The 20,365-nt window shown below is 49.5% G+C and carries 22 protein-coding genes and 2 pseudogenes; 19 read left to right on the forward strand and 5 right to left on the reverse strand.

Annotated elements, in window-relative coordinates; translation table 11 throughout:
- Nucleotide 1 precedes the first annotated feature (1 nt).
- The 10 genes from BUQ91_RS04155 to BUQ91_RS04200 all read left to right on the forward strand — a co-directional run bounded on the left by BUQ91_RS04155 (nucleotide 2) and on the right by BUQ91_RS04200 (nucleotide 7,966).
- Nucleotides 2-412, forward strand: a complete 411-nt coding sequence (locus BUQ91_RS04155; protein WP_074208263.1) for a hypothetical protein — start codon at nucleotides 2-4, stop codon at nucleotides 410-412.
- A gap of 10 nt (nucleotides 413-422) precedes the next feature.
- Nucleotides 423-1,052 (forward strand): hypothetical protein, encoded by a 630-nt coding sequence (locus BUQ91_RS04160; RefSeq protein ID WP_254842235.1) that lies wholly within the window; start codon nucleotides 423-425, stop codon nucleotides 1,050-1,052.
- Nucleotides 1,053-1,079: 27 nt separating this feature from the next.
- Nucleotides 1,080-1,709, forward strand: coding sequence for a nicotinate-nicotinamide nucleotide adenylyltransferase (locus tag BUQ91_RS04165; RefSeq protein WP_074208265.1), 630 nt, complete (start codon nucleotides 1,080-1,082; stop codon nucleotides 1,707-1,709).
- A gap of 1 nt (nucleotide 1,710) precedes the next feature.
- A complete protein-coding gene (locus BUQ91_RS04170; protein WP_074208266.1) occupies nucleotides 1,711-2,676 on the forward strand; it encodes an RluA family pseudouridine synthase in 966 nt (321 codons plus the stop codon).
- 97 nt (nucleotides 2,677-2,773) lie between these two features.
- The gene (locus BUQ91_RS04175; RefSeq protein WP_254842236.1) at nucleotides 2,774-3,565 is read left to right on the forward strand and encodes a DUF3450 family protein; all 792 of its coding nucleotides are present in this window, start codon (nucleotides 2,774-2,776) and stop codon (nucleotides 3,563-3,565) included.
- Nucleotides 3,565-5,127: a MotA/TolQ/ExbB proton channel family protein gene (locus tag BUQ91_RS04180; protein WP_074208267.1), complete on the forward strand. Its 1,563-nt coding sequence runs from the start codon at nucleotides 3,565-3,567 to the stop codon at nucleotides 5,125-5,127. The genes BUQ91_RS04175 and BUQ91_RS04180 overlap by 1 nt, the downstream gene beginning before the upstream one ends.
- Nucleotides 5,127-5,759, forward strand: coding sequence for a MotA/TolQ/ExbB proton channel family protein (locus BUQ91_RS04185; protein WP_074208268.1), 633 nt, complete (start codon nucleotides 5,127-5,129; stop codon nucleotides 5,757-5,759). The genes BUQ91_RS04180 and BUQ91_RS04185 overlap by 1 nt, the downstream gene beginning before the upstream one ends.
- Nucleotides 5,756-6,160: an ExbD/TolR family protein gene (locus BUQ91_RS04190; protein WP_074208269.1), complete on the forward strand. Its 405-nt coding sequence runs from the start codon at nucleotides 5,756-5,758 to the stop codon at nucleotides 6,158-6,160. The genes BUQ91_RS04185 and BUQ91_RS04190 overlap by 4 nt, the downstream gene beginning before the upstream one ends.
- Nucleotides 6,161-6,171: 11 nt before the next feature.
- Entirely contained in the window at nucleotides 6,172-6,813 is a 642-nt protein-coding gene (locus BUQ91_RS04195; RefSeq protein ID WP_074208270.1) for an energy transducer TonB, read from the forward strand.
- A gap of 136 nt (nucleotides 6,814-6,949) precedes the next feature.
- Nucleotides 6,950-7,966, forward strand: a complete 1,017-nt coding sequence (locus tag BUQ91_RS04200; protein ID WP_074208271.1) for a tetratricopeptide repeat protein — start codon at nucleotides 6,950-6,952, stop codon at nucleotides 7,964-7,966.
- Nucleotides 7,967-7,971: 5 nt separating this feature from the next.
- Here the strand turns inward: BUQ91_RS04200 and BUQ91_RS04205 are convergent, their stop codons facing one another.
- The 3 genes from BUQ91_RS04205 to BUQ91_RS04220 form a co-directional block, all read right to left on the reverse strand.
- Nucleotides 7,972-8,388 (reverse strand): hypothetical protein, encoded by a 417-nt coding sequence (locus tag BUQ91_RS04205; protein ID WP_072828096.1) that lies wholly within the window; start codon nucleotides 8,386-8,388, stop codon nucleotides 7,972-7,974.
- A 6-nt stretch (nucleotides 8,389-8,394) separates the two neighbouring features.
- A complete protein-coding gene (locus BUQ91_RS15855; RefSeq protein WP_083601137.1) occupies nucleotides 8,395-11,088 on the reverse strand; it encodes a U32 family peptidase in 2,694 nt (897 codons plus the stop codon).
- A gap of 266 nt (nucleotides 11,089-11,354) precedes the next feature.
- The gene (locus BUQ91_RS04220) at nucleotides 11,355-11,705 is read right to left on the reverse strand and encodes a hypothetical protein (protein ID WP_074208272.1); all 351 of its coding nucleotides are present in this window, start codon (nucleotides 11,703-11,705) and stop codon (nucleotides 11,355-11,357) included.
- A gap of 45 nt (nucleotides 11,706-11,750) precedes the next feature.
- On the opposite strand from BUQ91_RS04220, the gene BUQ91_RS04225 reads away from it, so the two are divergent.
- Together BUQ91_RS04225 and BUQ91_RS04230 are read left to right on the forward strand one after the other, a co-directional pair.
- Complete coding sequence (locus BUQ91_RS04225) at nucleotides 11,751-11,969, forward strand: hypothetical protein (RefSeq protein ID WP_072828093.1); 219 nt, start codon at nucleotides 11,751-11,753, stop codon at nucleotides 11,967-11,969.
- Between the two features lie 292 nt (nucleotides 11,970-12,261).
- Nucleotides 12,262-12,903, forward strand: a complete 642-nt coding sequence (locus BUQ91_RS04230; protein ID WP_072828092.1) for a hypothetical protein — start codon at nucleotides 12,262-12,264, stop codon at nucleotides 12,901-12,903.
- A 198-nt stretch (nucleotides 12,904-13,101) separates the two neighbouring features.
- Here BUQ91_RS04230 and rpiA read toward each other — a convergent pair whose 3' ends face one another.
- The gene (gene rpiA, locus BUQ91_RS04235; protein ID WP_254794375.1) at nucleotides 13,102-13,791 is read right to left on the reverse strand and encodes a ribose-5-phosphate isomerase RpiA; all 690 of its coding nucleotides are present in this window, start codon (nucleotides 13,789-13,791) and stop codon (nucleotides 13,102-13,104) included.
- Nucleotides 13,791-14,420: an FKBP-type peptidyl-prolyl cis-trans isomerase gene (locus BUQ91_RS04240; protein ID WP_074208273.1), complete on the reverse strand. Its 630-nt coding sequence runs from the start codon at nucleotides 14,418-14,420 to the stop codon at nucleotides 13,791-13,793. Before BUQ91_RS04240 ends, rpiA begins: the two co-directional genes overlap by 1 nt.
- A gap of 68 nt (nucleotides 14,421-14,488) precedes the next feature.
- On the opposite strand from BUQ91_RS04240, the gene BUQ91_RS04245 reads away from it, so the two are divergent.
- The 7 genes and pseudogenes from BUQ91_RS04245 (at nucleotide 14,489) to BUQ91_RS04270 (ending at nucleotide 20,319) form a co-directional block, all read left to right on the forward strand.
- On the forward strand, nucleotides 14,489-15,217 hold the full coding sequence (locus BUQ91_RS04245) for a metallophosphoesterase family protein (protein ID WP_072828089.1): 729 nt from the start codon (nucleotides 14,489-14,491) through the stop codon (nucleotides 15,215-15,217).
- On the forward strand, nucleotides 15,218-15,679 hold the full coding sequence (locus BUQ91_RS04250; RefSeq protein WP_074208274.1) for a 23S rRNA (pseudouridine(1915)-N(3))-methyltransferase RlmH: 462 nt from the start codon (nucleotides 15,218-15,220) through the stop codon (nucleotides 15,677-15,679).
- An 8-nt stretch (nucleotides 15,680-15,687) separates the two neighbouring features.
- Nucleotides 15,688-16,179 carry a dihydrofolate reductase gene (locus BUQ91_RS04255; RefSeq protein WP_072828087.1) on the forward strand — a complete coding sequence of 164 codons (492 nt, stop codon included), beginning with the start codon at nucleotides 15,688-15,690 and terminating at the stop codon, nucleotides 16,177-16,179.
- A 39-nt stretch (nucleotides 16,180-16,218) separates the two neighbouring features.
- Nucleotides 16,219-17,916 carry a GGDEF domain-containing protein gene (locus BUQ91_RS04260; protein ID WP_072828086.1) on the forward strand — a complete coding sequence of 566 codons (1,698 nt, stop codon included), beginning with the start codon at nucleotides 16,219-16,221 and terminating at the stop codon, nucleotides 17,914-17,916.
- 365 nt (nucleotides 17,917-18,281) lie between these two features.
- Nucleotides 18,282-18,686, forward strand: a pseudogene (locus BUQ91_RS16015) (MgtC/SapB family protein); the annotation flags it as partial.
- A 171-nt stretch (nucleotides 18,687-18,857) separates the two neighbouring features.
- A pseudogene (locus tag BUQ91_RS16020) lies at nucleotides 18,858-19,565 on the forward strand (MgtC/SapB family protein); the annotation flags it as partial.
- 1 nt (nucleotide 19,566) lies between these two features.
- Nucleotides 19,567-20,319, forward strand: coding sequence for a hydroxymethylpyrimidine/phosphomethylpyrimidine kinase (locus BUQ91_RS04270; protein ID WP_072828084.1), 753 nt, complete (start codon nucleotides 19,567-19,569; stop codon nucleotides 20,317-20,319).
- Nucleotides 20,320-20,365: the final 46 nt, after the last annotated feature.

Below are 20,365 nucleotides of genomic sequence, written 5' to 3' on the forward strand. Positions count from 1 at the left end.
CATGTCTGACGTTGTAGTTAAAATAGCCCTTATCGCATCGATTGTATTGATGGGGTATAACATTTCTGAGTTTTCCGCCAGCTTCAAGACGGTGAGCGATAAGATTGGTGAATTCCTGAATATAGCGAAAGAAAATTCGGCTTCGGATTCCGTTTTGCGTTTAACCAATATCTTATCTTCTTGCCTTTTGTCCATTGGCTATGTGGTTCTCGTTTATTTCTCGGATATTGTTTGTTGGATTGTAGCCTTGGTTGTTGTTAAATTGCTTTTGACATTGTTTGTCTCGGATAAATTTTTGATTCAGGTTTTGCGTGATGGATGCCTATCCAAAAAGGGCTATCTCGTCCTGAAATTTGATGCGCTGTTTAATGCTGTTATGGGCTTTGCTTTCGCTGTAATATTGGTACTCTAAGATGAAAAAAATGAACGCTGTTTTCTCGAAAATGTTTATGCGCGTAATGGTTGTCATTGCGTTTGCTCTTGCCACTGCTACATCGTCTTTTGCTCAGGGCGGGGCTACTTCTTCGGGCGTGTTTAATCCGCTTGGTCAATCGTCTGCAGGGGGTGCTGGAATGGGTATGCGCCTTCCGTTGATTGTTGGCGGTTCCTTTGGCATTGGCTCTGGGGCTGGTGTTGGCAATGGTAGCGATGTTGGCCTTTGCTGTGTCCGACCGATGATTGGTGCGTGGATTCCGGGAATAGCATTCTTGCGTTTGGGTTATGGCTTTTCGAGTTACGAAGAACAGGATGACGATAAGAAGAATGAAGTTGAAACGTCGAGCTTTAGCGTTGATTTGGGCACCCATCTTTTTAGCGAGTTTTACTTGACGGGCTCTTATTCTCGCGTGAGTGCGTTGAGTGCAAATGGCGATATTGCATGGAATGAATGGAGCGTTGGTTTTGGCACATTCTGGTTTGTTTTCTCACGTACTTTGCTGACGCTAGATTTCGGTTATCACTGGGTTCGAAAGCATTATGACCCGTTTGTAGATAGAGATGTTTCGGGCGGACGCATGCAAATGAATATAGGCTTTGCAGTCTTTGTTTATTAGTTTGTAAAAGTTTTAATGAGTTGATTGATGAAGAATGTTGCTGTTTTAGGTGGTGCTTTTGATCCGGTCCATAAAGATCACATGCGTGTGGCTAGAACTTGTCTGGATCGTGGATTTTGTGATGAAGTTTGGTTTATGCCGAGTCCCGATCGTTGGGACAAGACGCTGAATGCAAGCCCCGAAGACCGCTTTGCTATGCTTGAACTTGCTTTTTCGGGCGATAAGCGCTTGGTGCTTTCGGACTTGGAAATTCAGCAAGGCGATTACCGTGGTTCTTACGTTTTTTTGATGAGTCTCAGGGAAAAATTCCCGGATATCAATTTCCGCTTGCTGACCGGTGCCGATACCTACGAAGGTATTCCGCATTGGCGCGATCCCTTGAATTTTTACGGAACGAACTACAACGGACATTTACTGCTTCGCGATATTGAACTGATTGTGTTTGCTCGCAATGGCTATCCGCAACCGGATATGGAACAACATAATCGTAAAGGCTATGCTCCGCTTTATTGGCTTGGTCCGGAACAAGGTTTTAATGGCGTTTATTCGAGTACCGCTATTCGTAGGGAACTTTTGCTGAATCGTAGCGTTTGTCCGCAAGGACTGGAACCCTCGGTTTACGATTACATTATCAAGCACGATTTGTACAGGGAATAAAATGGGCAAAGCTCCTTCTGATATGTTCTTCGAGAGCGAAGTGCGCCCGGAATACGAAGGTCGCCTTTTGCTCGATTCCCTCAGTGACCGCTTTACGTACCACAGCCGCGAAGATTGGATTGACCGTTTGACGCGTGGTCTTGTGACGATTAACGGGGTGGTGGCGAACGTGGAAACGATTGCGCATCGCGGCGACAAGGTCGTGTACCACGTTGAAAATTATAGCGAGCCCGAAGTTCCGATGGATTTCGAGACCGTCTTTGAAGATGATGAATTTATTCTAGTTGCAAAGCCTGCGGGTGTTCCTGTGCACCATACGGGCCGCATTTTCTACAACACGTTTGCAGCAATTATCCGTCGTGAATTTGATTCTGAAACGGCAACGCCGATGCACCGATTGGACCGTGATACCGGTGGACTTATCTTGTTTGCAAGATATGGTGAAACGGCTGCGCGTTTCCAAAAAAATCTCGACCGCATTTTGCTCCGCAAGTTCTATCTTGCCGTGGTGCGAGGTAAGTTCCCCGAAGGTGAAGTCGAGTGCAAAATGCCGTTGCGCGAAGACCCGGAAGACCCGATTCGCTTGCGCATGCATCACCGTGCGGATGGCAAGGAATGTTTTACGCGCTTTAAGCTCGTGCGCCATTTAAATTGCCCCGAAATTGCACCGGAACTTTCGCTTGTCGAGGCGGAACTCATCACGGGGCGTAAACATCAAATTCGTGCTCATCTTGCTGAGATGGGTTTCCCGATTGTGGGCGACCGCTTGTACTATCGTGATGGCGAGTATTACCAGAAACTTGCGCAGGGTGGCGAACTCACAGATGACGATATCAAGGTGCTTGGAGCCCATAACCAAATGCTTTTTGCGTATAAGGTCGAACTCCAACTCCCGTATTGGAACGAACCCCGTACATTCGAAAGCCACGCGTACCCCGCTGATATGGCAAAACTCCTCGCAGAATAACGCAAAAACGCGAAAAAATGCGTTTTTTGCACCGTTTTTACATAAAAATTGAATCAGTGCGTGAATTTTTGGCGCACTTCTTTGTATCTTATTGCACATGAATTTTTCATTCCTTCCTAAAGTATTGTTGTGTCTTGGACTTACAGGCGTAATTGCCCAGGCCCAAGAAACGGTCGAAAGCGTTCGCCGCCAAATTAAGGCTGTTGAAGCCGAAACGGCCCGCGAAAAATCAATGCACGATGCCGAAAAAAAGCGTCATGCCGAATTCGTCGAAGTCGGTCGCAAAAAAGTGCAGAACCTCTCGGCGCAGAATAAATCTCTAAAGGCAGAAATCGATTCGCTCAAGGTCGAACTCAAGAAGATTTCGAGTGCACGTGCCAAAACTAATGGCTCGATCCGCTATTTTGAAGGCCGCAAGACGAAGTACGCAGACTCGCTTGCTACCGTTATCGATTCTCTTGTACCGTTCTTTGAATCGGATTTTCCGTACCGCACGGACGAAGCGGTCAAGAGCATTCAAGAAATTGCAAGTTTGCTTCATAAGGGACTTATCGAAACGGACGATGCTTTGAACCGTACGATGGAGGTTTTCTACGACCGCATCCGCCTGGGTTACACCACCGAAGTTTGGAAGGGCTTTTTGCAGGTGGATACTCGCAACGTGGCGGGAACGTATTTGCGTTACGGTGCAGTCGCTTCGATTTTCGTTGGTAACGATGGTAATGATGTCTTGTTCCTTACCAGAAACGGCTCCGGCTACGCATGGAAGAACGTTTCCGAAGACCTCACGATGCGTACAATTCTCAAGGACGTGATGAAGGTTGCCGAAGGCAAAACAGCTCCAAGACTTGTAACTATACCGGTCTCTTTCCCGAAGGAGGCTAACTAATGCTTTTTAGACGAAAGACGAGAGACGAGAGACGAGAGAATGGTTGTGTCATCCTGAGCGAAGTCGAAGGATCCAGGACGTTTTTCTTGTTGCCTTTGCTAATCGCAGCATTTGCCATTCTCGCACCGGCTTCTTACGCTCAGCAGAACGTGACTGTCGATGCCGTCAAGAAGCGTGCCGAACTCAATAGCGCAAAGGCTGACCTCGAAGAAGCACGCCGCAAGCGTGATATGGCTGTGGCTGCCCGCTGGAAGGACCGCGAAACGTTCAACAAGGAACGTGAACTGTTTAATGAAAAGTATCAGCTCGGCAAGGAACGCGTGGACGCCTTGATGTCTGAACGCACTCGCTTGCTCGAAGATGTGCGCGTGGCTCGCGAAGACTTGGCTCAGGTCAAGTTGCAGGCCGAAAAGGCTCGTGCTGAATACCTCACGCTTGCTCCGGGCCCGGAACGCTTGGAAATGCTTGCCAAGTTCCAGGAACAGGGCGTGCCGTTCAAGATGGCTGAACGTGTCGAAGCGCAGAACAAGGTCAAAAAGGAAATGTCCCTGTACAGGGATAATCCGCTCCGCATTGCGCAGGCGATGCTTGATGTCGCGAAGAAAGAAATGAAGTTCACTCGCGAAGCTCGTGTTGAAAAAGCTGACCTCATGTTCGGTAGTTCTGTTGCCGAAGGCGACCGTATGCGTTTGGGAGGTCTCTTTGCCATGCAGATGGCTAAAGTTACCGACGTGAACGGATTCCACCCGTCGGCTTTGATGCTCCCGGTCGCAGGTGAAAAGAAGCGCATTTATAGCTGGCAAGAAAATCTCACGCCCGAAATGCGCAAGGATGTGGCTAAGGCTTTCGCCGGTGCAAACGATTCCGCATTCGTGATGGTGCCGGTCGATGTGCTCCTCAGTACAGAACTTTCGAGCGAACTTGCAAACCATCAGGAAACAACGTGGAAAGAAGACTTTGCAGAATTCTTCCATAATGGCGGTATCTTGATGTACCCGATTGCAACGCTCTTTATTCTCGGTATTATCATATTCCTCGTGCGTTTAGTGTGGCTCATTGTGCTTGGCTTTGGTGGTCGTAGCGCTCGAGCTGCAACAAAGGCGCTTGCTGTTGGCGATGTGAAACTTGCTACTGCTGAATCCGTGAAGGCCCGCGGCGAAGTGGGCAAGGTGTTGCGTTCTGTACTCGGCAAGAATTTCAAGGACCGCGCAAGTGCAGAAAAGTCTCTTGAAGTCTTGTTCGCTGGCGAAGTGCCGAAGCTCGAAATGGGTCTCAGCTGGATTTCCGTGTTTGCGGCAACGGCTCCGCTCCTTGGTCTCTTGGGTACCGTTATGGGTATGATTGAACTCTTTAACGTGATTACCATGCATGGCACGAGCGACCCGAAGCTTTTGGCTGGCGGTATTTCCATTGCTCTTGTGACGACGGAAGCGGGCCTTATTGTTGCCATTCCGCTGCAACTTTTGCACACGCTCCTCGTGAACATTGCCGATTCTGTCCGTACCCGCATGGAAAAGACGGGCCTTGCAGTTCTTAACGCCATCTGGATTAAGGAAAAGTAATGGACGAATATTCCGTCATCGAAGCGACCATGAGCATCCTGCTGCGCGGCGGCTGGGTGTTGCTCCCGTTGTTCCTCATCGGGTGGCTTGGTTGGTTTTTGATGTTTGAACGTTACGGCTATTATTTGATGCTTAAAGGGCGTTCGGCTTCGGCGTTCTTCAAGGATTTAGATGCTGTGGGCGAGGAGGCTGCTTTTGCCCGATTGAAAAAGCGTCGCTTTGGGTATTTCCTTGCGCTTGTCGAAAACGTGCGTGAGTACCGCAAAGATGGGCCGGTTGCCGTGCGTAATGCCATGCTTGCAACGCGTCATCAATTGGATGTGAGCCTTTCCAAGTCGCTCAAGACGATAGTGACATGTGCCTCGATTGCTCCCTTGCTTGGACTCTTGGGAACGGTCTCGGGCATGGTGCATACGTTCGAAACGATTCAAAAGTTCGGTTTTGGTAACCCGGTTTTGCTCGCGGATGGCATCTCCGAAGCTCTCCTCACGACGCAGGCTGGGCTTCTGGTGGCATTCCCGCTGATGCTTGTTTACAACTATCTCGAAAGCCGAGTAGATTCTATTGGTGATTATGCCTGGGGCGAAGCGCTCAAGTACGAAGAACGCTGCTTTGCCAAGGAGGTTGAATGAGTTTTATACGCAAACGTTCGAGAAGCGGTGGTGGCATTGATGTGTCGCCGATGCTCGACATGGTGTTCATCCTTTTGATCTTCTTTATCGTGACTTCTACGTTTACCCGCGAAACGGGTGTGGATGTGACGAAGCCGAAGGCAAGTTCTGCAAAGGAACTCGCTAAGGAAAGCATTTTGATTGGCGTAACTCGCCAGGGTACAATCCACATCAACGAAACTCAGGTGAACCTCTCGACGCTCCAGACCGTGCTCCGCCAGATGATGGCCGAAGCGCCGGACCGTCCGGTGATTATCGTGAGCGACCGCGATGCCCCCAACGGAGTTGTTGTTGACATCCTCGATGAATGTAATTTGGCGAAGGTGAGAAAAGTCTCCATCTCCGCGAATAAGGAGGAGTAGCTCTCGCTCTCATGCTTGACTTTTGTGCGAAATATTTCCGATTCCCGGTGGCGTTCGTGCTCTCGTTTGTCGTGGGCGCGGTGTTCTTCCTTGCGATTCCGGTCATCAATGTGTTGTTTTTTGACAAGGGCGTCAAGACGGAAAAGCCTTTGGAAACGGTAACCGAAGTCGAAGTGTTGGTGAGTGAAAAGAAGCAAGAAGTCAAGCAGAAGGTTATCCGCACGGTGACGAACCCGAATCCGTTCAAGGTCTCGGCGCACATGGGCGTTTCTCGCAGCCAGAATTTCCAAATGGATTTGTCGCTTGCTCGCGGTGCTGCTGGCGATGGCGTTGCCGTAGATGCTGGCTCGATGGAAAACGTAATTTACGAGGCTGGTGAAGTAGATGAACAGGCTCAAGTGTTGCGCGAAATCCAGCCGAAGTTCCCGGAACGCGCGAAGAAAATGGGCGTTTCGGGTTACGTGAAAGTGTTTATTGTGATTGATGTGAACGGCGATGTTTCGCAGGCGCAAGTGCTGACGCAAGACCCGGCGGGCTATGGCTTTGATATCGAAGCGCTCAAGGCTATTCGCCAGTGGAAGTTCTCTCCGGCGCAGTTACGCGGCTTCCCAGTAGCGCAAAAAGCTACAAAGGAGTTCCGTTTTGTTAAGTAATTTTAATTACAAATTTGGGAACTCTTTGAGTTATGCTACCCGCACCGCATGCGGGCGGGGCCCCAGCTCGGAGTTGCGAAGGCCGCACGGGCCCCTCCCTGCACCCTCCCCATCCTTGGCCGACGCGAATGTAGTGATGAAAAGTTTATCTCAGAAAGGAATGTTTTTTATTAAGAAACACATCTTTCTTTCTGTGCTTTGCTTCTTGCTGTTTTTGCCGTTGAATGTTTTTGCTGCAGATGATTTCTTCTTCAAGGCGAATGAACTTTACGATCAGGGGCGTTACAAGGAATCGGTGAAGTATTACCGTGCCGCGATTGACGATGGCCGTTACGAGCCGTTCGCATGGTTCAACTTGGGCAATGCCCTTGTGCAGCTCGGTAAAAAAGAAGTTGCGATGGTCGCTTACAAGCGCACTGTCGAACTCCTTCCGGACTTTGTGAAGGCTTGGATGCTCCTTGGCGATTTGTATTACCTCGCCGAATCTCCGAGCGATGCGATTGTTGCTTACAACCGCGCGATTGAACTCGGGACTGAAACGGACCACATCCATTTTGCACTTGCTGAATGTTATATGAAGGGTAGCGACTGGACGCTTGCGCAAAAGCATTTTGAACGTGCGCTGGCGCTAAACCCGGACCGCATGGATGCTTGGTATGGCCTTGCCGAAGTCTACGAAAAGCTTGGCGATTACGAATATGCGGTGAAGACGCTCAAGAATGCGCTCCAGATGACAGCGACTGCTGGCGCCGACGTACATTACACGCTCTCGTATTACTACCGCAGCATGGATTCTACGCGGCTCGCTCTCAATGAAATGGAAAACGGCATCATGATGGATCCTGAAAACGTTTCCGCTCGCCGCTATCTCGCTCAGATGTACGTTAAGAACGAATCCCCGTGGATGGCGATTTTCACGCTGGAAGAAGGCCTCCGCCACAAAAAAGGCATTGCGGACTTGAACCTTGATTTAGGGCAAATTTACTTTACGCAAAAACGTTACGACGAAGCGTTTGAATGTTACATGAAGGCTTGGCGTGCCGGTAATTCTCAGGGCCGCATTGGTGCCGAAAACGTCGGCCACATTTTCTCGAACGCCGGCGACACCGAAAAAGCCGAAGCCCTCTACGCCCGCATCCGCGACAAGAAGTAACGTTTCTACTTTGTTGTCCCTAACAATTCATTCCAAAAATTTTTGTTGGATGTTGTATCAATGTAATTGTCGCGCTGCGGATAAATTTTGCCGCTGTACACATCTATTTTAATTCGTCCGAATTTGTCGATGGTTACATCTTTTCGATGAATGTCATAGTGGTTTACTAATGTATGTACTCTATACAAATCATCGTCAATTTTCTCGATTGACTTTGCGGTGCGCATGAGTATACCTTTTGCAGATAAGATATATGCTATTAATAGAAAAAACGTAAAAAAGGCAAACGCATCATGAGCATTTTTGAAAGGGCTGTTAAAAACAACAATTGCCGTATAAGTTATTATTGAAATAAAAATTGTAGTCCATACGGCGAAAATAATCCATACGGTTTTCAGTACACCGGGCTTCAATTTTAACATAAAATATTACCCTTTCTTGCGGTCTTGCCAGACGCTTTGGTTGAACAATTGGCCTTCGGAGAGTCCGTACTTTTCTTCGACGCCTGCTTTTGAAATGGCTGTGTCGATGTCGAGCTTGCCGCGGATGGCTTGCGTATAAATGTCAATTTTGCGGCGGACAGATTCGGGCTCTTCATCCAAGAGTTCTAGGCGGTAGCTGCTTACGTTTTGGGCGATGAGCCTTGGCAATAGCTTGAGGGCGGATTGCGGCTTGCCGACAAAGAGCGTGTTGCGGCATTCGGCATCGGATTGCAAGAAATGGCGTTCGCCCTTGTGGTCCAAGATTTCGACTTTGTGCTGTGTGCAAATCTTTTTGCATTCGGGGAAGCGACGGCCGGTCGTGAGGGCGCGTGCGAAGGCGCAGTATTCCGAGTGGAATGCGGGCATGTACTGGTGCAGGGCGAGTTCGAGTTTGCTTCCGTCAATGTTCTTGAGCAAGTCAAAAAGCTGAGTGCTGTTGAGGTCCCACGACGGGTGTAATTTTTCAAGGCCTTGAGCCAAGAGCCAATCGTAGCTTGCGCTGTTGGTGGCGTTCAAGCTGTAGTCGCCGAGCATCGGAATTCCGGAATCCTTGAGGAGCGCGAGCGAACCGAGGTTACGCACCAATGCAAATTCCGGCATGAGCGTGAGAATTTGTTTGATGTAATGGTTCTCGCTGGGCTTATGGATGCGGAGCGTGGCGATGCCTGCTTCAAAACCGAGCTTGTGGATGCGCTCGAGCGGTTCGTCGTATTTCACGCCCCAGTCAAAGTCCATGACGACTTTATCGATGTCGAGGCCTTGCAATGCGTCGATTTGTTCGGGACGGCGGACGAGGACGGTAATTGTGCGACGATTCTTGGAAGTGCTCGCTGTCGAATTTGTCATTCCCGCGGAAGCGGGAATCTCCTTCACCGAAACATTCTGCAAAAATTCTCGACCCGCGTTTGCTGAAGGTGCAAGTTCTTTCCACTGCAAGCGTTTTTCGTCAAATGCTTGTACAGCTTCTTGACGGAGCGTGCGCAAAACTTTGCCGGGAAGGAATGCGTTTGCTGGCAATTTAATTTCGATCTTGTCGAGAACGTAAGCGGTTGCTGAAAGTCCGGAAAGTTCTTTCTTGGCAATGGCTTGGATTGCATCGGGAGAGACTTCATTGCGTGAGGCTTCGAGGATGGCGCCTTCAACGGTGACCGCGCGCGTTTCGTCTGCGGCGGCATTCGAGCTTTCGCAAATCGTGAGCTTGAGCGGGTCACCGATTTTACCTTCGAGCGTCATGCAAATAGGGATGTGCTTGGCGAAACTCTTGTCGGTAAAAGTCTTGTGGAGTTCTTTTTCGAGGGCGGGGGAGTCGTTGCGGTAGGCTTTCATGCCGTAGGTGACTTTGCGCAAGTTGAATTCGCGACCGAATTCCAGACGGACTTGCAACTTCCCGGCGCGGTTGGCGAATGTTGCCTTGTATAGTCGGCTTCCCGTTTGGCGCGGCTCGGGCTCTGCCCTATATTCCTCAAATAAAATCCCGTCGCCCGGCAATAAAGTGCAAGGAACAGGCTTGTCTTCAAGTTCTACAATCACGCCGTTGCGGTCTACTTGAACGACGGTTCCGATAAATTCACCATGATGGTTCGAAAACGATCCGTCGACGAGTTCCTGATGGTTCACGCCATCGAGCCAACCTGTGTTGAGGCCGCGGGAGAACAATACTTCGAGCGGTTCCAAGTCCTGCGCGGTAAGGCCTAAATCAGTCGCATCGTTTTGATGGATTGCTTCGTCGCCTTCGGCTTCTCGCAATGACGTACAAGGCGAATGCCGCGACAGGCTGCTTGCAGACTGGCATGGCTGAGCCGCAGAGTCATGCACGGAGTGCAATGACGTATTATTTTCACTTAATGTTTCTAATGCCTTGCGGTAGGCGTGCGAGACGGCGGCCACATATTCCGGGCTTTTCAAACGCCCTTCGACCTTGAGTGATTCCACGCCGATTTCCTTGAGTTCTTCAAGTTTCGGGAGCGCACAAAGGTCTCGTGTGCTGAACAAGTAACGCGCCTTCGGGTCTTTCCATTCTTTGCCGTCCACAAAAATGCGGTAGGGGAGGCGACAGCTTTGGGCGCACTGTCCACGGTTTGCGCTGCGCCCGCCAAAGTTTTCGCTGGTGAGGCACTGGCCCGAGTACGAGACGCAAAGCGCCCCGTGGATGAAAACTTCCAGTTCCAGGTCGGTAAGGCTCTTGATTTGTGCAATCTGCTTTGCTGAAAGTTCGCGAGCCAAAACGGCTCTTGAAAATCCGATGTCCTTGACCAAGTTTACGGCTTCGGAACTCGCGAGTGTCATTTGCGTACTTGCATGGATTTCCTGTTCCGGGCTAATTGCCTTGATGAGCCGTGCTAGCCCGATGTCCTGGATTATGAACGCGTCCGGCTTTAACGCAATCAATCGTTCCAAAAATTCCGGCAATTCCTGAATTTCACGCTCGAAGATGAGAATGTTCATCGCGAGGTACGTCTTGACGCCACGAAGCCTTGCGTAGCGGATCATTTCTTCGACATCTTCAAATGAAAAATCTTCGGTTCGACCGCGTGCGTTCCAATGCGGCACTCCATAGTAAACCGCGTCCGCTCCGTTGTTGATGGCGGATTCCAGCATGTCGCGCGTACCGACAGGCAAAAGAAGTTCAGGATTGCTCATACCTGCAAAAATAGAATTTATTGAATGACTTTAAAAAAGTCTGAAGAATAACTTTAGAAAAGTACGTCATGCGGGCGGGGCCCCAGCTCGGAAAAATCTAAAACCCATCCTGGCGCAAGCGCCAACCTTACGGCTCGACCATGACCATACAAGTATGGTCGCGGCACTCGCCTTTAAAGGTTGTGACCGACGCTTTTATTCTCTCGACGAAATTATATGCGTTACAATTGTTTTTTTGTCACGCTGTTTTCATTAGGAAATGTTAATTAAATGTCTTCTAGCTTGTAGCCGAATTGCACAATGGCGCCGGTATTGGCTTCGCGGAAAATGCGCTGGTGGGCGAGCCCTTCTAAAATGGCGTTGTCGAGAGCATCTTGATTTGCTTGAAAATTGTCGTCAAGCGCAATGGATGCAACGGACTCTGAAGATCCTTTGAATCCCTCGTGGATGACCTTCACATAAGTGTATTCCGGGTCCATTTCAAGAACTGCATCGTGGATATGCTTGTCGTTGTATTCAGGATCGCTATTGAATTCGATTCCCGAAGATGTTCGGATAGAAACGGAACCGCAATAACCGTCTTTTTTGAATTTCAACCATTTCTGTCCGTGATGCATAAAACCTCAATTATTCATTGCCAAAAATAATTCTAATTTTGCGATATGTTCAAGAAATCCCTTATTTTGTCGTCTTTAGTTTGCATTTCAATGTTTGGTTTCTCGGGCTGCTCCAACCAGGAGGCTGAGTTTAAAATTGCAACACTTACGGAAGAAAACTCCCGTCTGGCACGTCAAGTCCAAGTTCTCAAGGCTACTTTGGATTCATTGAACGCCCATAACCAGGCGATGGAACATTCCCTCAAGTCCTTGGACATGAAATAAGAGAACCTTTGGGCGCATGTGCTCAAAAAAACATACAATTTTCTCTCATTTTCTTACAATAAACCGATTTTCTGCAAGAAAAATTTGTTAAATTTGCGCTCGTGACTGGCCCCGGTTTGTCGCCACGGCGAAAACCTTATTTGCTTCCCACGTGAAGCCCCGCGACCGTCAAGTCTCCAAGGAGGCGCTAGTAAGATGGTCTTTAATTAACCCACACATTCCAGTCACCCCGCCTGCAGGTTATTTTCCAGCCTGCTCGTGTGGTTCAACCCTTACTTTATGAGGTGCCCGAATGGAATACATCGCTCTCGCACTTTCACTTGTTGCAGTGATTTTGTGCATTGTTATCCTGACTAAGGTGAACAAACTCCTTACCATGCTTCGTACCCCGATTTTCAAGAAGCTCACCCCGGACATGAACTTGAAGCCGTCCGCTCGTCGCCCGATCAGCGCACAGGAAATGGCTCAGCGCGGTGAACGCAATAACAAGGAAAATCGTCAGAACAAGGAACGTCCGGCTAACAACAATAATAAGGATAATCGCAACCAGCAGGCTGCTCAGGCTCCTGCAACACGCGATCGCAACGAACAACATCAGCGTCCGGAACGTGGCCCGCGCCGCGAACGCCGTCCGGAACGCCCGCATCGTGAAGCTAACGCTGAAGCTCCTGCTGCTTCTGCTGAACAGGCTGCTGCTCCGGTCGCTCCGGTTGCACCGGCTGCTGAAGCCCCGGTCGCCGAAGCTCGTCGTCCGCTCGCTCCGCGTATTCCGGTTGAAACTCCGGCTGCTCCGGCTGTCGAAGCCGCCCCGGTCGCACCGGTTGCTGAAGCTCCGGCTGAAGCTGCTGCTGAAACCGTTTTTGATCCGTCCAAGGTCCGCTATGGCCGCCGCAACGTGATCAAGAAGGCTCCGGAACTCTCCGAAGAAGCTTAATTCTCACGAGAATTGCTATTTGCAAAAAAATCCCCAGTCCATTCGGATTGGGGATTTTTTATAAAGACAAAATAACAAAAAACAAACCCCATCGTTTGATGGGGCTTTGTTTTGTGCGACACCAAATTGCGGCGCGGTTCTTGTTACAGTTGATGCTTTTTCAACCGGCGGCGCAGTCTTATTGCATTGACGCGATTTTTAGAACTCGATGAGTCCCTTAGCTTCGTCAGCGAGGATGACCTTCGTTGCCATACCGATGAACAAGCCGTGTCCAACGATACCCACGATGTGTTCGAGGTCGCGGGCGAGCTTGTCCGGGTCTGCAATGGGAGCGAACTTCGCATCGGCGATGAGGTTGCCAGAATCGCTAATCACCGGACCGTCCTTGCCTGGAGCGCCCATGCGAACCTTGACTTCGCCACCGAGCTTTTTCACGCGTTCGGTTACGACGGCGATGGCGCCCGGGATGATTTCGAGAGGTACGGCAAACTTGGTGCCGAGCTGCTGCACGGCCTTGCCGCTATCTGCGATAATCACGTAGTTGTCCGTCATGGAGGCGACAATCTTTTCGAGGAGGTGAGCTGCACCGCGGCCCTTGATGAGGTTACGGTTCGGGTCGATTTCGTCGGCACCGTCGATAACCATGTCGAGATGGCTGACTTCGCCCATTTCCTTGAGTGGGATGCCGAGGCTACGGCATTGGAGTGTCGTGCTCCAGCTGGTCGAAACGCCCGTCACATGGATGCCTTCAGTCTTGATGCGTTCGGCAAGGCGGTTCACCATGTGAGCTGCCGTACTGCCAGTGCCGAGACCGACAATCATTCCGTCCTTGATCATGTCTGCGGCGCGAACGCCTGCAGCCTTCTTGAGTTCGTCCATCGATGCCATTAGCGCCATCTCCTTTCGTTTGAATCAAAATTGTCGTCGCCCATGCGATTGTCGTAACTGTCGTAGTTATCGTAGCCGTCGTAATCATCTTCGTCCGGGAATCCGGATTCCTGTTCGGTAAAGCTTGCTTCTACGATGTCTACAATTTCGACGTTGAATGTCAAATTCTTGCCTGCAAACGGGTGGTTCCCATCTACAATTACAGTGTCTTCGAGAATTTCCTTGATGGTGTAAATGCCATCGCATTGTTCGTCGTCATCGTCCAAGTTTAGGTCGTTCACGAATTCTTCGGCGGTATCCGGCAATTGGAACTCACGGATATCATTGTCTTGGAACATTTCGAGCTCCATGCCAATCCAGAGTTCTCCGACTTCGCTGAGTTCTTCCTTGGGAACTGTAAGAATGAGGTCCTGGCGGTATTCACCATAACCCAAATTTGCAGGAATGTTCACGGTGAACTTTTCACCCAGACGGCGTCCCGCCAGTGCGTCTTCGAGTCCAGGAATGATGTTATTGTATCCGTGGATGTACACGAACGGGTGGGAGGCGGGGACTTCTTCAAGAATCCTTTTGCCTTCTCTGAGGGTGTAGGCTATGCTCACCTTCATCTTGTCTTGAATGACTACCATACACCGCAAATGTAGTAAATTTGCCTAATTTCGCCACTTATATTAAATTGTTTTTCTAAATTGCAAGTATGCTTTACGGTATTTGTTCTGATATCCATTCCAATGCCACCGCGTTTAAGGCCGTTTTGGAGTCGATGCGCGATAATGGCGTGGAACGGAAGGTTTGCCTTGGGGATATTGTTGGTTATGGTGTCGATACGGATGAATGTGTCGACTTAGTTCGTGAAAACATGGATTTTTGCCTGATCGGAAACCACGACAGCGTGGCGGTCAAGAACGAATCGAGCGAGGGGTTCAACCCTTATGCAAAACAGGCAATTGAATGGACACAAAAGCATCTGTCCAAGGAATCCATTTCGTACATCCGTTCGCTTCCGTACATTCACGAAGAAAATGATATTTGCTTTGTGCATGCGTCTCCGCTATCTCCGGCAGATTGGGTCTATGTGACCGACCTCGAAGATGCGTTGAACGCCTTTGACCATTTCTCGGAACGTTACTGTTTTGTGGGTCATACGCACAGCCCAGTCATCATTGCTAGCCGTCCTTTGGCAATTCCAAAAATTCTCGACGAGTACGAATACGTGATTGCCAATACCGAACGCCTGTTGGTGAACGTCGGTAGTGTGGGGCAACCCCGCGACCGCGACCCGCGTGCCTGCTGGTGCATGCTCGACACCGAGACCAAGTGCGTGCGACTCATCCGCGTGGATTACGATATCCGTGAAACGCAAAACCGCATGAAAAAGCAGGGGATGCCCTCGTTTTTGATTGATCGACTATCGGTGGGGCGTTAAATGAAATGGGTGTTGGCGGTGTTTGGCAAGGCTGGCTCTCCGTTAATTGCGGAAGAGGTTGAAAAGTACGTAAAGCGTTTGCGCGGTTCTGCAAAGCCGCTTGAAGTGGTGGAGCTCAAGGAATCCAAGCTGGACGACCATGCCCAGGCGCTCGCTCAAGAGGCCGCGCTGTTTGAGAAAAAGTTCCCGCGCAACGAGTTCCGCCGCGTGATTCTTACCGAAGAAGGCAAACTCTTTGACACTGTAAAGCTTGCCGATACGCTTTCGGCCCGTTTCCCTGGAAATATCGTGTTCTTGATTGGCTCGGCGTACGGTATCGATGAAAACTTGAAAAAGTCCGCGGACTTGCTTTTGAGCCTTTCTCCATTGACATTTACCCACGATCACGCTCGGATGATTACGGCAGAGCAACTCTACCGCGTCCAGATGGTCATGCAAAATCACCCGTATCATCACAGGTAGTTGGCCTTATGTTGATTTCCGCAATTGTAGCTGTTTCAGAAAACAATGTCATCGGGCGCGATGGACACTTGCCGTGGCACCTGTCTGCCGACCTCAAGCGCTTCAAGGCGATTACCACGGGGCATGCCATTATTCTTGGTCGCAAGAATTACGATGATATCGGACGTCCGCTCCCGAACCGCACGAACTACGTGCTCACCCGCAACAAGGACTTTCAGGCTCCGGGCTGCATTGTCTGTTCTTCGCTCGGTGAAGCTATCGAGGCTGCCCGCGCTGCAGGCGAGACGGAATGTTTTATCATTGGCGGTGCTGCTGTTTATCGCGAGGCGATGCCTCTGGTCGAAAAACTCTATTTGACTAGAGTCCTGTCGCACGTGGAAGGTGATGTTTACTTCCCGGAATGGAACGATAAGTTCCAGAAAGAGAGCGAAGAATCGTTCCCGGCAGACGAAAAAAACGACTTTCCGACGGCCTTTGAAATTTGGGTACGAAAAAAATAAGGTTCCATAGCCCCTAGAATTACTTATTATATAACTGAGATGTTGTTGAGGAATGGAAAGAGACTTTTAAAACTGCTAGTGGCGGCTTTTGCCGCTCTGGTCGTTTTATTCTTTGTAGTCAGCTTTGATGGTGCGTGCCGTCATGGCCTGTGCGACAATGTCATTAAGCTTAACGATGGATGGTCTATTTCATTTTCTGATGTCCATCTCCCGGCTTTGGAACATGTCTCCGATTTTCGCGTCCCCTCGAATATTCAACCGGGCGATACGATTATCTATGAACGAGACATGAGTGGCGATTCAATCCCATTGGCGACGACACTTCGATTCCATGCTTACCATGTGGCCGTGGCTGTTTATGTAGACAGTGTCTGTTATTATCGATATGGCTTTGATCGCTTTGAAAAAGGCAATTTGGTGGGTAGCGGTATCCATAATGTGAACATGCCTGCGCACCTTGAACGCCATAAAATTCGCGTGGTAACTATAGTTACAGAAAGTGCAGCCGCAAAATCTGTAGCCTCCATTGAACTTTTACGTTCGGGCAGCATGACGGACTATTTTGCGAAAAATTCCGAATCCATTGTCATTGGCATTTTCCTCATGTTTTTCGGGATGATAGCCTTTGTGACGGGGGCTTGCGCTGTCGGGTTTGACAGGGCTTATTACCGCCTTATTTTGATTGGTGTGTTTGCGTTCTTGATGGGGCTTTGGACTCTGAACTATGCAAAGGGTATCCAAATTTTCTCCATGAACTACGCTCTGGATACAACGCTAGAGTACGTCTCGCTTTATCTTTCGGCAATCCCGTTTGGACTTCTGATCATCAATATGCGCTCGGGTAAGATTGCAAATTGGAAACTGAATGTGCTTAAGGGAATTGTTACTTTGGGCGCGGTGTTCTTTGTCGTGACGACTATTTTGCATTTCACGAATATTGCGCACTACCCGAAGTATTTGGTTGTTTACCACATTTACATTCTCGTATCGTTCCTGTTCATGGTGTTTTTCAAGGTCTTTTATGATCGTGGTGCCGGTTTGCAAGAAAAAATCCTCACTTCGGGAACGGTTGTCTTTGTCTTGTTTGGAATTGCGGATATTTTCCGTTACAACATCCAGAACCTGTTTGGAATGGAAAAGTCGTTCTTGGATTCAACCTGCTTGCCGTTTGGAACGCTGTTGTTTATTATCCTTTTGATGGTGGGCTATCTCGTCTACATGTACGAAGAACTGATGGACAAGACCGAAAAAGAAGTCCTCCGCCAGATTGCTTACAGGGATGCTTTGACCGGCATTTATAACCGTGCTAAGTGCGAACACATTTTTGAAGTCCTGAATCGCGACGACAACGATTACGCTATTGTTAGTATCGATGTCAATGGGCTTAAGTATGTGAATGACACGTTTGGACATTCTGCAGGCGATAAGCTCTTGTGCGCCTTTGCCGATGTGTTCAAGAATGCGTTTAATGGCATCGGAACGACAATCCGCATGGGCGGTGACGAATTTGTGGCTATTGTTCGAGCTGAACACCTTTCTGACCTGAATACCGCCTTAAAGACGATGGTCCTTCTGGAAAAAGATGCCAAGTTGCCGATCGCGGTTACGCTGAATGTTGCTTACGGTTACTCTGTACGCCGCCGTGGTGACGCAGTGACTGCAATGGACGTTTATCGCATGGCCGATGCCAACATGTACGCCATGAAACTCGCCTCCAAGCAACAGCGAATCGCGTAGGTGAGTTACTAGTTACTAGCATGTCACCCCGTACTTGTTACGGGGTCGACTTTTTTATACGAGAAGGCGATGCCGTCCCCATACGTGGATCATGACCACGTAAGAACTAGTTGCATTCAAGGCGAGTGTCGCAACAGGCTGCTTGCAGACTGTCATGATTGAGCCGAAGATGCTGACGCAAAGCGTCAAAGTTCTAAGTGGTCAAAGAGAACGGAGTCCGGCATGACAAGCCATCGTCATTGCGAGCGGAGCGAAGCAATCTATTCTGTAATGTGTATGGATTCCCTCCTTCGCGGTGCACAGTCGAGAATGACAGTTCTAAAAACTAATAACTCATAACCAATTTTTTGATTAGATTTTGGATTATGATAGAATTCAATATCTTTTATAAGCTTGCGGCCGCGCTGGGAATCGGCTTCATTATCGGTTTGCAGCGTGAAAATTCGTATTCCCGCAATAATTCACGGCACCCTGCTGGGCTTTGCTCGTTTTCGATTGTGAGCCTTTGTGGCGCCTTGTCTTGTTATTTGGGCGAATTGATGGGTTCTATAGTTCCTTTTGTGACGGGACTTATTGTAGTCGGACTTTTGCTTGTGGCAAGTCATGTGGCGTACGGCCTTTCGAATCGTGAAAATGGCGGGCCCGCTGGCGTTACGACGAGTGCGGCTCTCATCATGATTTATTTCCTGGGGGCACTTTGCTGGTTCAATCGCCTTTTAGAAGCTTGTATCCTCATGATTGCGCTCTTGTGGCTATTGGCGGTAAAGCGGCAGCTCCATGAATTCGCAAAGAAGCTTTCGACAGAAGATATCATGGCAACGGTCAAGTTTGCGGTGATTTCTCTGTTGATTTTGCCATTCTTGCCGAACCATGCTTATGGCCCCGCAGGGCTAGAGGTGCTGAACCCGCATACGATTTGGCTTTTTGTGGTGTTCATTTCGGGCATTGGCTTTGTGGGCTATGTGCTCATTAAGGTTGTTGGGCCGGGCAAGGGTATTTGGCTTACGGGCCTCTTGGGTGGACTTGCGAGCAGTACCGCGCTTACGCTGAACCTGGCGGGGCGCAGCTGCGACAACGAACAGTATGCGGCCGATTTTACGCTCGGCATTGTGCTCAGCTGGTCGGTGATGTATGCGAGACTATACCTCATTTGCATATTCCTGATGCCCTCTCTTGCGCTCCCGTTACTTGCGCCTCTCCTTGTGCCTGTGGTGCCGGGACTTGGGTATGCGGCGTACCTGAAACTCCGTGAATCTAAGGATCATCGCCAGAAGACAACCGATTTTAATAACCCGTTCAAGTTGCTACCGGCAATCAAGTTTGGCTTGGTCTTTACGGTGGTCATGTTCATCGCCAATGCGGCTCACGCTTATTTTGGCTCGGGTGCGTTGATGATTTGTAGCTTCTTGGGCGGTGCTGCTGAGATGGATGCGGTGGCGTTTTCGCTCATCGACATGTGCCGAAAGGCGACTCTTGAACACCACAACTTGATCTTGGCACTTCTTTTTGCGAGCCTTGCCAATACGCTTACCAAGGGCTGCATGGTGTATTTCCTTGGGGCAAAGTCCATGCGCCGCCCGATTCTCCCGGCGGTGGGGCTTATCTGCGGCGTGTCTGTAGTGATGATTGGAATTTATTCGGTGGTATAAAATGTCTGAAAAAATGAAATTTGCATTGACAATCGCTGGCTTCGATGGCTCTGCAGGTGCTGGTATTTTAGCCGATGTCAAGGCTATGGCGCACTTTGGAGTTTATTGCGAAGCCGTATGTACAGCGCTCACGCAACAGAATGAAGATGAATTTGTGGCTCCTGGCTGGGTGATTTGGGAACGCATCGAAGCGCAACTAGAAACCTTGTTTGCCAAGCGCAAGTTCAAGTTCGTGAAAATCGGACTTGTCGAAAAAGCGAAAGTCCTTAAGCGTATTGTGGAATTTGTGCGTGCAAAATCTCCGGACGCCTACATTATTTGGGATCCAATTGCAAGTGCTTCTGCGGGGTTTCATTTTTTGCGCGCCGCAGAACAAGACAAGTTTATGCCCGTGATGAAGCAGATTGACTTGGTAACTCCGAATCAAGATGAATTTGGCTTTTTGGGGCTCGGGCTTGCGGCTTCTCGTGGAACGTTTGAACTCGGGAAGGATTTTGCCTTGCTTTTGAAGGGAGGTCACTCTCGGGGGAAGGATGCTGTCGATATCCTTTGGGATAGGGACGGCAAACAGTACAAGTTCTCTAGCCTGCGTTTGCCGGGAAAGGGTAAACATGGCACTGGTTGCCACTTGTCTTCGGCTATTTTGGCGAATCTCGCGATTGGCCATACGCTCCCGGAATCTTGCCAAATTGCGAAGGATTACCTCACCGAGCTATTGCAAAGTGGCGAGGGGCGATTGGCTAAAGACTTTTAAGTTGTAAAAAAAATCCCGGCCGTGATGGTCGGGATTTTTGCAAACT

This window comes from Fibrobacter sp. UWB11 (assembly GCF_900143015.1).
Taxonomy (GTDB): Bacteria; Fibrobacterota; Fibrobacteria; order Fibrobacterales; family Fibrobacteraceae; genus Fibrobacter.